At 52.1% G+C, this 14,486-nt stretch carries 13 protein-coding genes and 1 riboswitch; of the genes, 9 read left to right on the top strand and 4 right to left on the bottom strand.

Annotation, left to right across the window (positions count from 1 at the left end; genetic code table 11):
* Positions 1-77 precede the first annotated feature (77 nt).
* Genes ACL02P_RS07370 through ACL02P_RS07355 form a run of 4 tightly spaced genes read right to left on the bottom strand, consistent with a single transcriptional unit; the run spans position 78 to position 3,263 of the window.
* Complete coding sequence (locus tag ACL02P_RS07370) at positions 78-377, bottom strand: metal-sulfur cluster assembly factor (RefSeq protein ID WP_036643790.1); 300 nt, start codon at positions 375-377, stop codon at positions 78-80.
* Between the two features lie 27 nt (positions 378-404).
* Positions 405-1,646: a hypothetical protein gene (locus ACL02P_RS07365; protein ID WP_339302105.1), complete on the bottom strand. Its 1,242-nt coding sequence runs from the start codon at positions 1,644-1,646 to the stop codon at positions 405-407.
* Between the two features lie 13 nt (positions 1,647-1,659).
* Positions 1,660-2,220, bottom strand: coding sequence for a DUF2249 domain-containing protein (locus ACL02P_RS07360; RefSeq protein WP_260069924.1), 561 nt, complete (start codon positions 2,218-2,220; stop codon positions 1,660-1,662).
* Between the two features lie 44 nt (positions 2,221-2,264).
* Positions 2,265-3,263, bottom strand: coding sequence for a multicopper oxidase domain-containing protein (locus ACL02P_RS07355; RefSeq protein ID WP_412837038.1), 999 nt, complete (start codon positions 3,261-3,263; stop codon positions 2,265-2,267).
* 219 nt (positions 3,264-3,482) lie between these two features.
* Positions 3,483-3,681, top strand: a riboswitch (cobalamin riboswitch).
* A gap of 142 nt (positions 3,682-3,823) precedes the next feature.
* Between ACL02P_RS07355 and metE the strand changes: the two genes are divergently transcribed.
* From metE to ACL02P_RS07310, 9 genes are all read left to right on the top strand, one after another.
* Positions 3,824-6,130, top strand: a complete 2,307-nt coding sequence (gene metE / locus ACL02P_RS07350; RefSeq protein WP_412837037.1) for a 5-methyltetrahydropteroyltriglutamate--homocysteine S-methyltransferase — start codon at positions 3,824-3,826, stop codon at positions 6,128-6,130.
* A 140-nt stretch (positions 6,131-6,270) separates the two neighbouring features.
* Positions 6,271-6,897: an FMN-dependent NADH-azoreductase gene (locus tag ACL02P_RS07345; protein WP_009223145.1), complete on the top strand. Its 627-nt coding sequence runs from the start codon at positions 6,271-6,273 to the stop codon at positions 6,895-6,897.
* Positions 6,898-7,333: 436 nt separating this feature from the next.
* Positions 7,334-8,047, top strand: a complete 714-nt coding sequence (locus tag ACL02P_RS07340) for an MgtC/SapB family protein (RefSeq protein WP_009223146.1) — start codon at positions 7,334-7,336, stop codon at positions 8,045-8,047.
* Positions 8,048-8,160: 113 nt separating this feature from the next.
* On the top strand, positions 8,161-9,993 hold the full coding sequence (locus tag ACL02P_RS07335) for an ABC transporter ATP-binding protein (RefSeq protein ID WP_009223147.1): 1,833 nt from the start codon (positions 8,161-8,163) through the stop codon (positions 9,991-9,993).
* Positions 9,986-10,666 carry a response regulator transcription factor gene (locus tag ACL02P_RS07330; RefSeq protein WP_009223148.1) on the top strand — a complete coding sequence of 227 codons (681 nt, stop codon included), beginning with the start codon at positions 9,986-9,988 and terminating at the stop codon, positions 10,664-10,666. Before ACL02P_RS07335 ends, ACL02P_RS07330 begins: the two co-directional genes overlap by 8 nt.
* A gap of 26 nt (positions 10,667-10,692) precedes the next feature.
* Complete coding sequence (locus ACL02P_RS07325) at positions 10,693-11,727, top strand: sensor histidine kinase (RefSeq protein ID WP_232282199.1); 1,035 nt, start codon at positions 10,693-10,695, stop codon at positions 11,725-11,727.
* A gap of 105 nt (positions 11,728-11,832) precedes the next feature.
* The gene (locus ACL02P_RS07320) at positions 11,833-12,537 is read left to right on the top strand and encodes a response regulator transcription factor (RefSeq protein ID WP_009223150.1); all 705 of its coding nucleotides are present in this window, start codon (positions 11,833-11,835) and stop codon (positions 12,535-12,537) included.
* A complete protein-coding gene (locus tag ACL02P_RS07315) occupies positions 12,527-13,618 on the top strand; it encodes a sensor histidine kinase (RefSeq protein WP_009223151.1) in 1,092 nt (363 codons plus the stop codon). Before ACL02P_RS07320 ends, ACL02P_RS07315 begins: the two co-directional genes overlap by 11 nt.
* A 191-nt stretch (positions 13,619-13,809) precedes the next feature.
* Positions 13,810-14,301, top strand: a complete 492-nt coding sequence (locus ACL02P_RS07310) for a sigma-70 family RNA polymerase sigma factor (RefSeq protein WP_009223152.1) — start codon at positions 13,810-13,812, stop codon at positions 14,299-14,301.
* Positions 14,302-14,486 lie beyond the last annotated feature (185 nt).

Genomic DNA, 14,486 nt, shown 5'->3' with positions numbered 1-14,486 from the left:
GCTTTTTTTGATAAGGAGAGCTGTATTTCTGCATGCGTGTGGCATCCCTTACGTGATTATCCCGTTGCATCACAACCTCAAAAATACCCCAACTGCTCCTTGGCTGCCTCCGACATCTGCTCCGGCGACCAGCGCGGCTCCCAGACGACGTCGATGACCGGGTTTTGGATTCCAAGTTGATCGTTAAGAACCCAACGAACACCGCCAACAATCGTATCATGCATCGGGCAGCCCGGCGTTGTTAAAGTCATCTGAATGTAGACATGATCATCTTCTTCCCGAATGTCGTATACCAGCCCTAGATCAACGATATTTACGCCCAGCTCGGGATCATAAACCTCACGCAGGCATTCACGGATTTGTTCAATTTTATTCATGGCCACTAACCTCCATTTGCATTGTCGTTAATGAGCAAACACCATTGCGATCAAAGCGATATAAGCCACCGAAACGATGGATAATACGGCGCCTCCGATGGCAATAACGATCGATGAGCCGGTCACGATGCCGATGAGGACGGTCAAATTCGCACAGAGAATCAAGGTTAACCCGAGATTCACTTTCCGCTCGTCCAGCAGGTCGGCCAGTACCGGCGTTCCCGGGCGTCCGGCTTGCTTGCCGTATTTGTAGGTCCACCACAGGAACGGTACGATTTTGGACACGTATCCAAGCACCGTGAACGACACCCAGTAGCTTAAGTAAACAAAGCCGGCTGTAAGAACAGTTTGAGTTTCCAGCAGTTGCCCTGGTGACACCAGTGCCCGAACCGCAAACATGACCGCAAAGGCGGCAAAGATTTGGCTTCCGGTGACTGTCCATTCAATGCCTGCCCCCGGGCTGCGTTTATGCCGTTTGCTGCGGATTTGCAACAGATGAACGTTATAACAAAGGACGGCAACAACAATCAGGTGCAGCGCGGCAATTTTGAAGCCTGTTGGCAAACCAAACAGAAAGGAAGTCGCGCCTAGCAGAACCCCTGCGTTCCATACCCCTAAGACGACATATTCCAGCCGGGTTGGATAGTTATGGGACAAATAAAACATCGGCAACAGCTTGTAGCTGAACCCGGTGATCAACAGACCAAACCAGCCTAGCGTCCCCAGCCAGATATGCGTACCAAATAGGTTTTCGTGCAAATCGTTGTAAAGACCGGTCGCAAAATTGATCCCCATCGCCATCCCGGATAACCCGGTGAGCAGCAGGTAAAACACCGCGCAGGCAGTGCTAATGGTGATCGCGTTCCACGTTTCGGCCCGCAGCAATGTGGCGGCCAGGTTCCAAACGAACAGGACAACTCCAGAGAATGCGAGTGTGGCAAAGCCGCCAATCCAATACGTGTCGCCTTGAATGAAGCCAAATAGCAGACCAAACAGACCAATCGTAAAAAGTGTATAATGCACATACCCGAGACGTTCGCTGTAGATCTTCGACTGCAAAATAACGTTGATCAGCTGGTAGACGGCACCCATCGCCAGCATGGTTGCCCAGCCCAGCACAAACAGGTGCACCTGGAACCAGCCGGCCGGGCCGCGGATATCATCGCCGATCCAGCCTGTGAGTGACATCAGGGAGGTGGCGTGAAACAGGACGAATCCGAAGATTCCGGTGACGATAAAGAGAAAGGGCAGGCGGGACATGGCCGGCATCAGGTTCACCTCCTTAAGGTTTGCGAATTTGGACTTTGGCCGTCCCATCCGGTTGTTCTTCCACCGTATAGGTGCAGCCCAAGCTGTTTAATTCCTCGATAAGAAATACCGGTACCCGGTCGTTGTGAATATGCACCTCATCACCTGATTTGCAGCGATCCAAGGCTGCCAGCGTTCGAACCATCGGTTGCGGCGGTTCCAGACCACGGTTGTCCAGCGTGATGATGTTAGGGCTGGCGGCAGATTCGCCGGATCCACCCGTTGATGCCGGAGCAATCTCTGCGGTTGCTTCAACTGGTACGGATTCGTTTTCCTCTTCGAGCCATGCCTTGTTTTTCTTATGGACAAATGTCGTGATCCAATGCTCTTTGTCTAGCATCACCGCTTTGCCGACGAGTCCCTTCATTTTCAGAAGCTTGAGCAAAGGGGTCGGCTTGAAGGGGGCGTGAAGCACGAAGAGATCGTCTTTTTCCAGCTTTTTGACAGTATCCATGATGAGCTGGAACGGCTCCAGTTTGTTCCGTAGTTGCTCTCGAACGTCCAGCTCTACAATTCTGGCGTCTTGTCGATTCATCCAACGTCACCTCGTTTATGAATTTGCGTGAAAATGGTATTTCATTAATGGCTCATCACCGGTTCTCCATGATCTGTCCCGTCCTGGCTTACGCGCAGGATCGCCGTAGCTCCGAGGTTAGCATCACCCAGCTGATGGGTCAAAATCAGATAATCGCCTTCTTCCATGACGGTAAACTCAACGACTGCGCCGCCGCCGGCCGGAAGCAACACCGTTTGCATGCCGTACAGCTGATTGCTTGGATTCCCGTCCAGATAGACGCGATCAAAGGTCGTCCCAACCACATGGAACGAAGAAACATGATTTGGTCCCGCATTGATGACGTACAGCCGAACCTTGTCGCCGACTTTGGCGAGCAAGGGGTGTTCTTTTAACGTAAAATCATCGCCGTTGAACACAACATACTCCGGATCACCTTGTTGAAAAGCATCCAAATCATTTGCCGCATACCACTCGCTTTGGACGATCGTATATTCTCGGTCGATATCCGAGTCCGTAGGGTATCCGTCCTTCGGTTCAACGATGATCATCCCATACATCCCATTGGCTACATGCAGCAGTACCGGACTTGCTCCGCAATGGTACATGAACACGCCTGGCGTGTTGGCGGGATAAGTAAACGTGCCGTGCTCGTTAGGCATCACTTCAACGAACTTCTCGCTTGGAGCGGCATGGACCGCATGGAAATCCATCGAATGCGGCATATCTGGATCTAGGTTTTTTAAGGTAAACTCCAGCTGATCGCCTTGCTTCACGCGCAACACCGGCCCGGGGGCGGTACCGTTAAATGTCCAGGCGGGATAAGTGACGCCTTCGGAAATCTCGATATCCGCTTGCTGCGCGGTCATTTCAATGCGGACGGTATGGCCTTCCCGTTGAATGATTGGCTCAACTGGCGGTGGATGGAGATGCTGTTCTTCCTCTTGCAGGACGGTATCACTGACCTGGGGTGTCTCCGATGGGAACGCAAACCATGCTGCGGCAATCATGACCAGACAGCACAAACTAAGCAATAGATGCTTCGGGATGTTCCGCGATTTCATCGGTCATTCCTCTTTCTATCTGAAATGGTTAAGCAATAACTCCTTGATGTACCTTCATCGTACGATGGGTCCGAAGACCGCATTGTGATAGGTATCACATGAAAGTTGTCGAAAATGTTGTCATTTGATTCCCATTCTCATTGCATAAATAAGTTAATTCCGATCTGTTTGATATTGTATTCGCGGGGCAGATGAAGTAAGATGGTAGGTATATTCCAACCGAATATAGCGGAAATAGGTGTTCCGGCCAAGATTGGCCGGAGCTTAAAAGGGAAGTCCGGTGCAATGCCGGCGCGGTCCCGCCACTGTAACGGAGGAGTCGGATGTGTGAGATGCCACTGGTGATGTAATCATTGGGAAGGTCACATCCGGCGATGATGCCGAAGCCAGGAGACCTGCCTATTTCGACAGCACTGCTGTACCTACGGGAGATAGGGAGGTGTTAAAGTTGCAAGCCATCGAACAACGGATCGAAGGTCCTCTTTAGCCATGCTATCGAGGACCTTTTTTGTGCTTTACGGATTGGCGCGTTTTGAACTTACCAATGGGAGGCAATGAATATGGGGAACTTTGTTAGCGGAAATCTGGGGTATCCCAGAATCGGAGGACAACGGGAATGGAAGAAGCAGATCGAGGCTTATTGGGCAGGAAAAATCACGGAGCCGGAGCTCCATGCTCGATTAAAAGAGATTCGCTTGAACAACCTGCGTCTGCAGCGGGATCGGGGACTTGATGTCATCCCGGTGGGCGATTTTACGTATTACGATCACGTCCTTGATACAGCGACGATGTTTGGCCTAGTACCGGAGCGCTTCGTATGGAACGGTGACCAAGTATCGCTTGATCTGTATTACGCCATCGCAAGAGGCGACGACCAAGCGACCGCCAGTGAGATGACCAAATGGTTTAATACGAACTACCATTATATCGTGCCTGAGCTTGGGAACCGAGATCCCAAGTTGACCGTCAATCGGCCGCTGGCGGCTTATCTGGAAGCGAAACAGGAGCTCGGGATCAACGGAAGGCCTGTACTGCTTGGGCTGTTTACTTTGCTGAAGCTGTCCAAGGGGGAAACGGCGGGGGAAGTCGAGACTTGGACCCGCAAGCTGCTGCCGCTATACGTACAGGTGCTGCGCGAGCTGAAGGCGGCGGGCGCAGATTGGGTGCAAATCGACGAACCGGCTATCGTTGTCTCTTTAAGTGAGGAGGACGTACACCGGCTTCGCTTGATCTACCAGGCGATCGCGCAGGAGGTTCCGGGACTGCGGCTGATGCTGCAAACCTACTTTGATGCGGTTGAACGATACGAAGATCTGATTGAACTGCCGGTGCACGGCTTGGGGTTGGATTTCGTACACGGCCGGGACGGTAACCTGGAAGCGCTCCGGCGTTACGGCTTTCCCGCTGGCAAGACGATAGGAGCGGGACTGATTGACGGGCGGAACATTTGGCGTACGGATTTAGATGAGGCGCTTAGCCTGGTGAAGACGATTTCGCTCCAGTCCGGAGCGCCGGATGTGATCGTGCAGCCTTCCTGCAGCTTGCTGCATGTCCCGGTATCTGCTGCAGGGGAGGAGCGGCTTAATCCGGTATTGCGCGATGCGTTGGCCTTTGCCGAGCAGAAGCTGGAGGAGTTGGTGAGCTTAAGCAGGGCGGCAAATGGGGAAGAACCAGAGCCGGTGCAGTTCGCCGAGAATCGTCGCGCCTTGGCTGTACTTGCCGCAGATCCGGCCCGCAGCCTTGCTTCGGTGCGGGAAGAAGCAGCGCAGACTGCAGCGGCTCCGGCCGAGCGCGCCAGCGCATTCGCCGAACGGCGGCGTAAGCAGCAGGCGAAGTGGCAGCTGCCGTTCCTGCCTACAACCACGATCGGCAGTTTCCCGCAAACCGCCGAGGTTCGGGCCGCCCGGCAGAAATGGCGTAAAGGTGAGTGGAGCCCAGAGAAGTACGAGGCGTTCATTCTAGCGGAAATCCGCAAATGGGTTGAGCTCCAGGAGGAGATCGGGCTCGACGTATTGGTGCACGGTGAATTCGAGCGCACCGATATGGTGGAATTTTTCGGAGAGAAGCTTCCGGGATTTGCGTTTACGCAAGGAGGCTGGGTACAGTCCTACGGCACGCGCTGCGTAAAACCGCCGATCATTTATGGAGACGTCGAATTTGCGGGGCCAATGACCGTTAAGGAAACGGCCTATGCCCAGAGCTTGACGAACAAACCGGTGAAAGGGATGTTAACGGGACCGATCACCATCCTAAACTGGTCCTTTGTTCGCAGCGACCTGTCCCGGGAGCAGGTGGCTTATCAAATTGCTCTGGCTCTGCGAAGGGAAGTCGAGGCGTTGGAGGAAGCGGGGATCGAGATGATCCAAGTGGACGAGCCTGCGCTGCGCGAAGGGCTGCCGCTCAAGCAGAAGGACTGGGCGAACTATTTGAAGTGGGCGGTGAAGGCGTTCCGCGTGACGACCTCATCGGTCCGGGATACGACGCAGATTCATACGCATATGTGCTACTGCGAATTTGACGATATCTTGGAGGAGATCCGTGCGCTGGATGCCGATGTGATCTCGATCGAAACGTCGCGCAGCCACGGCGAGCTGATCCAGAGTTTTGAGAAGCATACGTATCCGCTTGGAATTGGGCTGGGGGTTTACGACATTCATAGCCCGCGCGTCCCGTCTGCGGAGGAGATGGCACGGTTGATCGAGCGGGCGCTCCAAGTTTTGGACCCGGAACTTTTCTGGGTGAACCCTGATTGCGGCTTGAAAACGAGAGGACAACACGAAACGGTCGCAGCGCTGCGGCAAATGACGGCGGCAGCAGAGCAGGTTCGCAGCAAATTTGGACGTGGAACGCAGGCAACACGGCAGTGAAGGAAGTTTGATTTTTTTGAATCTGTAATTGACAAAGTGGTAGTTAGCCTTTATCATTACCATTGTTAAATCAGTTACAAGATAATATAGAGTAACTAGAAAAAAGAAAGTAAAGATAAAGAGTTGGAGGGAAACCACAGATGTCTAAAGTTTTATTTGTCAAAGCCAATAATCGCCCAGCAGAGCAATCTGCTACTGTAAAGTTGTATGAAAGCTTCCTGCAAACTTACAAAGAAACTCATCCTAATGATGAAATCACCGAGTTGAACCTGTTCGAGTTGAACCTGCCTTATTATGATTTGGATATGCTAAACGGGCTGTTCAAAGTCAATAATGGGATCCCGACAACGCCAGAAGAGCAAAAAGCTGCTGACTTGGCCAATGGTTATCTGGAGCAATTTTTGAATGCGGATAAAGTTGTATTTGCGTTCCCGTTGTGGAACTTCACGATTCCGGCACAGCTGTTGACCTACCTGTTCTACTTGAACCAAGCTGGTAAAACGTTTAAGTACACCGAGCAAGGTCCGGTTGGCCTGGTCGGCGGCAAGAAAGTAGCGTTGCTGCAAGCGCGCGGCGGCGTTTATTCCGAAGGTCCAATGAGTGCGCTGGAAATGTCTCTGAACTATGTAAAGAACACCTTGGCCTTCTGGGGCATTAACGATCCGGAAGCCGTTGTGGTCGAGGGGCATAATCAATTCCAAGACCGCGCCGAAGAAATTATTCAAGATGGCGTAAAACGCGCTGCCGAGCTGGCTGCAAGATTCTAATTTATCTGATATGCAATTTCAGAAGCCTGAGCCGTTTAAATACGTTTCAGGCTTTTTTCTTCTTGACCAACGAAGCAGGGAAAAAATAAAATGAGTCTAACAGAAAATCTAACAATATTAGAAAATTATCCCTCTAACTATCAAGCCATACGCTGCATGATTTTCAGAAAGTGGATTGTAAGATTCATCTACTGAACCAGGGGAGGTTCACTTTTGAGGGATCATATGATCAATTTGTGCACTCTCATTCTGAAGCGAACCCTGACGATATCTTTTCTGAACTTGTGAAGTAGTAAGTCCAAGAAACTCTTGCTGACAGGGGCAGATCCATCCGTTAGCCGGGTCTCTTTTTTATCTTCTGGGCGGGTATGTTCGATTTGCACCAAAGTGCCGAATACAATTATACTCACCTTATATACTTGAAGGAGTTGCGATCATGAACAACGAAATGGAAATGGTTGTAAAGCTTGGCCTAGCTCTATTGTTCGGGTTATTTATCGGTATCGACCGGCAATTAAAGCAGAAACCGCTGGGAATCAAGACGAGTATGGTTATTTGTATTGCCAGCTGCTTGGTTACGATCGTGTCGATCGAGGCGTTTGCCAAATTCGCCGGACCGGATCATCCGAACATGGATCCGATGCGGCTAGCTGCGCAAATCGTCAGCGGGATCGGTTTCCTGGGGGCAGGGGCGATACTTCGCCGAAGCAATGAGGGGATCTCCGGCCTTACCTCTGCGGCGATGATCTGGGCAGCGTCCGGGATTGGGATCGCAATCGGAACCGGGTTTTATCTGGCTGCTGCATTAACGGTGGTTCTGTTGATCATTTCCGTGAATGTCGTACCCTATATCATTAAATGGATTGGACCCTATAAGCTGAATCAGCGCGATGTCTCCATCAAAATCGTCATGGAGGATCACGGCAACGTAACCGAACTGATTCGTATCATCGAATGCAGCGGTGATCCAGAACAAGGAACGAAAGTGAACAAGCACCGGATTCGGCGGCTGAAAATCAAAGACTTGGAGGAAGGACGCCAGCGGATCGATATGGTGATTACCGCATCGGAGAAGGAGTATACGACGGAGCTGTACCATTTTCTCCGGAAGATTAACCATGTCATCAGCGTGGAAGTGGAGAATCTCTAGTTAAGGTTTTATTTTGTTTAACTTCAGTTTAAATTCCGAATGTAGTCTTTTTCCTAGAGCCGGTATTTCCGGCTCGTCTTGTTTCAGATAGAGATGGAAGGGAAGAGAAACACATGCCAAGGAATAACTTCAATTTTAAAGATACCGATCGTCAAGTGAGCACAAGTGGTGGAAGCTCAAAGGCGTTTTTCCGCCTGCTGCGGGAAACGAAGCCGCCGCTGCCGCTGTTTGCCGTCGCGATCGTCCTCAGCTTGCTGTCAACGTTGGTCAGCCTCGTGATTCCGATGTTCACGAAGAATCTTGTTGACGGCTTTTCGTTGTCTTCCATCAGCGGTTCGCAGATCGTGTGGATCGGCGCCGCATTTGTCGGGATGTCCGTCGCTTCGGGACTATCGATCTTCCTGCTGAATTATACCGGTCAGCGCATGGTTGCTGGCCTGCGGGATCGTTTATGGAAGAAACTGCTCTGCTTGCCGGTATCTTACTTCGACAACAATCGGACCGGGGAGTCGGTCAGCCGAATGACCAATGACACCGGGATCATCAAAACGTTGATCTCCGAACAGGTCTCCGGCTTTATCAGCGGAATCATCTCGATTCTGGGTGCGGTGGCCGTTCTATTTTACTTGAACTGGAAAATGACCCTGGTGATGTTCGCGGTGATCCCGCTTGCCGCTTTGATTCTTGTACCGCTGGGCCGGACGATGTATAAAATTTCGCTGGCCATGCAGGACGAGACCGCATCTTTTACAGCGGCCTTAAGCCAGGTGTTGTCCGAAATCCGCCTGGTCAAAGCATCGAACGCGGAGCGGAAGGAATATGAAAGCGGCAGCCAAGCGATTGGCAGACTGCTCTCCTTCGGCGTGCGGGAGGGCAAAGTCATGGCATGGATTAGCCCGTTTATGGCCTTTGTCATGATGATGCTGCTCGTCGTGGTAATTGGCTACGGCGGGATGCAGGTGGCGGGCGGCGGGTTGTCCGCCGGGGAACTGGTGGCGTTTATTCTGTACCTCGTTCAGATCGTCATGCCGATGACGCAGTTGACGACGTTTTTCACCCAACTTCAGAAAGCCAAAGGCGCTACGGAACGGATTCTCCAAACGCTGGATGCCGAGGAGGAGCCTTTTGGCCAAGGTCAGGAGATTACGAAGGCGGATCAGCCGTTAATCGTGGACGGGGTTACCTTCGGGTACAAACCGGACGAGCCGGTGTTGCAGGACGTTTCCTTTACGATGGAGCCGGGGACGGTAACGGCGGTCGTTGGCCCAAGCGGCGGCGGCAAAACGACGTTATTTTCCTTGCTGGAGCGGTTTTACGTGCCGCAGCAGGGCAGTATCCGACTGGGAGATGACCCCATCGATTCGTTTTCGCTTCGCTCCTGGCGTGGGATGATTGGGTACGTCTCGCAGGAAAGCCCGATTATCGCCGGAACCATCCGTGAGAATCTGTGCTACGGCATCGAGCGCGAAGTCAGCGAAGCGGAGCTGCAGCGGGCGGCGGAGATGGCTTATGCTGACGGCTTTATCGCCGAACTGCCGAACGGGTTCGATACCGATGTCGGCGAGCGCGGGGTTAAGCTGTCCGGCGGGCAGCGGCAGCGGATCGCGATTGCACGGGCCCTGTTGCGCGATCCGAAAATCCTCATGCTGGACGAAGCGACCTCGAGCCTGGACAGCCGCTCGGAAATCGTCGTCCAGAAGGCGCTAAATAACCTCATGAAAGGCCGGACGACGATTGTCATCGCCCACCGTCTCTCCACCGTCATTGGGGCGGATCAGCTGATTTTTATCGAAAAAGGGAAGGTTACGGGCCGAGGCACACATGAGCAGCTCTTGCGTCAGCACGCCATGTATCGCGAGTTCGCCTCGCAGCAGCTGCAAATCGCCGCAAGCCGAGAAGAGTCGGAACCGCTCGAAAACGAGGAGGAAGAGATGCAACATGGCTAAAATTCTCGTAGTTGACGACGATCAGCATATCCGCGAGCTGGTTCGCCTGTTCCTGGAGGAAGCGGGCATCGATCAGGTGATGGAAGCCGAGAATGGACGCAAGGCGCTCGCTCTGGTGGAATCGGAGAAGGTCGACATGGTGATTTTGGACATCATGATGCCGGAGATGGACGGCTGGGACCTCTGCCGTGAGCTGCGCCGCTACTATGATATGCCGCTGCTCATGCTGACGGCGAAGGGGGAGACTCGGCAGGTGGTTAAGGGCTTCGAGCTGGGCACGGATGATTATCTCGTCAAACCGTTCGAACCGGCCGAGCTCGTCGCACGGGTGAAGGCGCTGCTCAAGCGCTATCAGGTGTCGATCTCCCAAACCGTGACGATTGGCGCGCTGCGAATGAACCGCAAAACTTTTGAAGTTGAAAGCGGCGAAAGCAGCATTACGCTGCCGCTTAAGGAGTTCGAGCTGCTGTTCAAGCTTGGCAGTTATGCAGGGCGAACCCTCACCCGGGAGCAGCTTATTGAGGAAATCTGGGGATACGATTTTGAAGGAAATGAACGCACGCTAGATGTGCATATTAATCGATTGCGCGAACGGTTTCCCGAGGAAACGTTTGGATTTAAGATTCGTACGATCCGCGGTCTCGGGTATCGTTTGGAGGTGTGTGAACGTTGACCTTCTGGAGGAGAGCAGGAGAGATATTGCTCCGAATCGGCCAGATCCTTGTCATCCTCGCCTGTTTTGGTACGACTTGGTCTTTGGCGCGCTGGGTAACCGCAGCGGTTTACCGAAAATGGGAGCCTCCTTTTTCTGCTTATGTCATCGATCTGCTGAATGTCATTTTCGGAGTCATCTTATTTTTCTTGGTCGTGCTTCTGATCTCCGCGATGTTCCGGCCCCGTCAACTGAGAAGCCTGAACATCGTGATAGACGCGATTCGCCGGATCTCCCAAGGGGATTTCTCGGTTCGGATCGTCGGATTCGAACGGATGCGAGAGTTTGAAACCATCGTTAACAGCATTAACGAAATGGCCGGAGCTTTGGGACAAATGGAAACGATGCGACAAGACTTCATCTCCAACGTGTCGCACGAAATCCAATCGCCGCTGACCTCGATCCGCGGCTTTGCCAGAGCTTTGCGCAGACCGGACTTATCTCCAGAGAAACGGAACCATTACCTGGAGATCATCGAATCGGAAAGCCGCCGTTTGGCGCAGATGAGCGACAATTTGTTGAAGCTCTCCGCTCTGGAGACGGACCGTGCCTCGCTGCAAACGAACCGGTTTCGGCTTGATCGCCAACTGCAAAACGTAGTATTGGCTTGTGAACCTCAGTGGCTCGCCAAGAACATTCAAATACAGATGGAAGTTTCAGCGTTGGAGGTGGAGGGCGCCGAGGATCTGCTTAGCCAGGTCTGGATGAATCTGCTTCATAACAGTATCAAGTTTACGCCGGAAGGCGGGGAAATTCGAGTTTCCCTCACGTCTGAAGGGGAACGGGCGGTTGTGACGGTGGCAGACAACGGGATCGGTATGTTCGAGCAGGATTTGGTTCATATTTTTGAGCGCTTTTATAAAGCGGACAAATCCCGCACGCGCAGCGATGGGGGCAGCGGGCTGGGACTGTCGATCGTCAAAAAAATCGTGGACATCCATCAAGGTGAGATTACGGTGACTTCCGAGCCTGGCAAGGGCTCAAGCTTTAACGTGTTCATCCCTTTCCGCTGGAAACCATAATCGGTGGAAATTGTAACCTTTTATTTGGATTTGGAGGCAACAGACATGGTATGATGGTATTGTGTGCTCGTGTCTAACCAGCTCAAATAAAGGATGATTGGATGAATGAGTAAACGTATTTTAATTGTCGATGATGACGAAAAAATCGCAAAACTGATCGAAATATATCTGATGAATGAAGGCTATCATGTCCTGAAGGCGGAGGACGGCTTGCGGGCGCTGGAGATCACCGAGCAGGATGAGGTTGATTTGGTGATCCTTGACGTGATGCTCCCCGGGCTCGACGGAATATCTGTCTGTATGAAGATCCGTGAATCGAAGACCACGCCGATCTTAATGCTTAGCGCCAAGGACGGCGATATGGACAAGATTACCGGGCTGATGACCGGAGCGGACGATTACATGGTGAAGCCGTTTAATCCGCTGGAGCTCGTCGCCCGCGTCAAATCGCTGCTTCGCCGCTCCTCCTATACAGCACAGCCGCCAAGCTCAACGCAGTCATCGCAGGATCATATCATCAAGATCGCCTCGCTGGCGATCGACAAAGAAACGCACACGGCGACCGTAGACGGCAACCCGCTGAAGCTGACGCCTATCGAATTTGGCATTTTGCATTTGTTAGCCAGCCATCCCGGGCGGGTGTTTGGTTCTGAAGAGATCTTCGAGCTGATCTGGAAGGACAAATATTTGGACAGCAGCAATTCTGTAACCGTGCATATCAGCCGCCTCCGTGATAAGCTGGAGAAGGAAATGGATGGGGAGAAGCTGATTCGTACCGTATGGGGGGTCGGCTACAAACTTGAAAGCTAGCCTGCGTTTTGTTGCCTGGTTGTTCTGGACCGTCGTCACTTCACTCATTTCGCTGTTTCTGCTTATTTTGCTGGCGCGGTTGTTTTTCCTCACCTTCCCGAGTATGACGGTGTACAATGTGGTGATGTGGATTAACCGAAATATCGGTTTCCCGGAAGCGTATTATTTAACCGGCGTGCCGATTCTTATGCTGTTTTCGTTATATTTTTACCGCCGCAGCCTCCGCCGTCAAGAGAAGCGATACTTGGAGCAGCTGATCGAAGAGGTCCATAAAATCGAAGCCGGCTCCGTACGGAAAATCCCTGTGCAGAACGTCGGGCAGCTTGGACAGCTCGCGACCGATATCAACCGGATGATCGATCGGTTGGTCACATCCATCGAGGACGAGCGACGGGCGGAGCAGACGAAAAATGAGCTGATCACCAACGTATCCCATGATTTGCGCACCCCGCTTACCTCGATTACCGGTTATTTGGGACTTATCGAAGAGGACCGTTACCGCGATGAGGTTGAGCTGCGTTATTATGTCAGCATGGCCTACGAGGAGTCGCTTCGATTAAAGCAGCTGCTGCAGGACTTGTTCGAATATACGCGTATGCAGAATAAGGAGATGAAGCTGGAGTTCAGGCGGATTAATCTGGCGGAGATGCTCCATCAAATGGCTGCCCATTTCGGCTGGCAGTTGCAGGAGAACGGCATGGAATGCCGGCTGTACCTGCATGGGCCGCTGTACGTTCAGGCGGATGGGGACAAGCTTCGCAGAGTCTACGAGAACCTGATGACCAATGCGATCCGGTATGGCCACGATGGCAAGTATTTGGATATTCGCGGCTGGCAGGAAGGCGATGAAATCATCACAGAGGTTGTGAATTACGGCGATCCGATCCCGACCGTCGACTTGCCGCATCTGTTTGACCGGTTCTACCGTGTGGAGAAGTCGCGCGCTTCCCAGACGGGGGGCTCCGGCATTGGCCTCGCGATCGCCAAGCATATCGTCGATTTGCATCATGGCACAATCTCAGCGGACAGCAACGAGTATCGTACCGCGTTTACGGTGCGGTTACGCCGGGACGGTGCATGAACTATCAACTAGAATTCGCATGATGACGCCAGATGGCGTCTTTTTGTTTAAGGAAAACGCAGTAAATTCTTAAGGAAAACTTAACAATTTCTTAGTCGGGACGCAAACTCTATTCGGCATAATGGACCAAGTATGGCGGAGATATAAAGACAGCCTTGCTCTGAAAGCCGGGAGAAAGTGAGGAATCAATCATGAAGACTCGTTCTATGGATTTGCTTTACCGCGAATATAAAAATGACGTTTTTCGATATTTGTATAGTATGTGCCGTAACTCGCATATCGCTGAGGATTTGATGCAGGAGACGTTTTGCCGGGCGCTGATGCACCTGCACGAAGCAGAGGGGAAAAGGGCCAAGGCCTGGCTTCTTCGCGTCGCCCATAACGCTTATATCGACTTGCTGCGGAAGGAAAGCCGGTCGTCCTCGTACGAAAATGAATTTTTCCACCGTTATCCGAGTGACGATACACCGGAGAAATCCGTGCTTGGCGAGGAAAACCGCCGGGAACTATACGCGCAGCTGGCTTTTTTGCAGCCCAATCAACAACATGCGGTGCTGCTGTATGACGTACAGGGCTTCTCTTATCAGGAGTCGGCGGATTTGATGGGCATCTCGTTATCCCATTTCAAAATCGTGTTGTATCGCGCCAGACAAAAGCTGCGCCGGTCTAGAGAAACAGCCTGATCTTATATACTTATACTTAATCATACTTAACTATCTAAATATGAAATTTTCACCTTTGAGGCTGCCTTTGGGCAGTCTTTTTGGTTTGTTCTCTGTTCAATTCGGTTTACTTGATGTAGGATATTACCAGAAATCACCTGAACTGAAGGAGGACGAAACCCATGTCGAAGTTGCCATATCATCTG

The sequence above is a fragment of the Paenibacillus sp. MB22_1 genome (assembly GCF_047200555.1).
GTDB lineage: Bacteria > Bacillota > Bacilli > Paenibacillales > Paenibacillaceae > Fontibacillus > Fontibacillus phoenicis.
Note: the sequence above shows the minus strand (reverse complement) of the source record. Positions and strands in the feature narration are given on the sequence as shown.

Coding starts and splice junctions, on each gene's coding strand:
- ACL02P_RS07370 (WP_036643790.1), bottom strand. CDS start 377: ATGAATAAAATTGAACAAATCCGTGAATGCCTGCGTGAGGTTTATGAT.
- ACL02P_RS07365 (WP_339302105.1), bottom strand. CDS start 1,646: ATGCCGGCCATGTCCCGCCTGCCCTTTCTCTTTATCGTCACCGGAATC.
- ACL02P_RS07360 (WP_260069924.1), bottom strand. CDS start 2,220: ATGAATCGACAAGACGCCAGAATTGTAGAGCTGGACGTTCGAGAGCAA.
- ACL02P_RS07355 (WP_412837038.1), bottom strand. CDS start 3,263: ATGAAATCGCGGAACATCCCGAAGCATCTATTGCTTAGTTTGTGCTGT.
- metE (WP_412837037.1), top strand. CDS start 3,824: ATGGGGAACTTTGTTAGCGGAAATCTGGGGTATCCCAGAATCGGAGGA.
- ACL02P_RS07345 (WP_009223145.1), top strand. CDS start 6,271: ATGTCTAAAGTTTTATTTGTCAAAGCCAATAATCGCCCAGCAGAGCAA.
- ACL02P_RS07340 (WP_009223146.1), top strand. CDS start 7,334: ATGAACAACGAAATGGAAATGGTTGTAAAGCTTGGCCTAGCTCTATTG.
- ACL02P_RS07335 (WP_009223147.1), top strand. CDS start 8,161: ATGCCAAGGAATAACTTCAATTTTAAAGATACCGATCGTCAAGTGAGC.
- ACL02P_RS07330 (WP_009223148.1), top strand. CDS start 9,986: ATGGCTAAAATTCTCGTAGTTGACGACGATCAGCATATCCGCGAGCTG.
- ACL02P_RS07320 (WP_009223150.1), top strand. CDS start 11,833: ATGAGTAAACGTATTTTAATTGTCGATGATGACGAAAAAATCGCAAAA.
- ACL02P_RS07310 (WP_009223152.1), top strand. CDS start 13,810: ATGAAGACTCGTTCTATGGATTTGCTTTACCGCGAATATAAAAATGAC.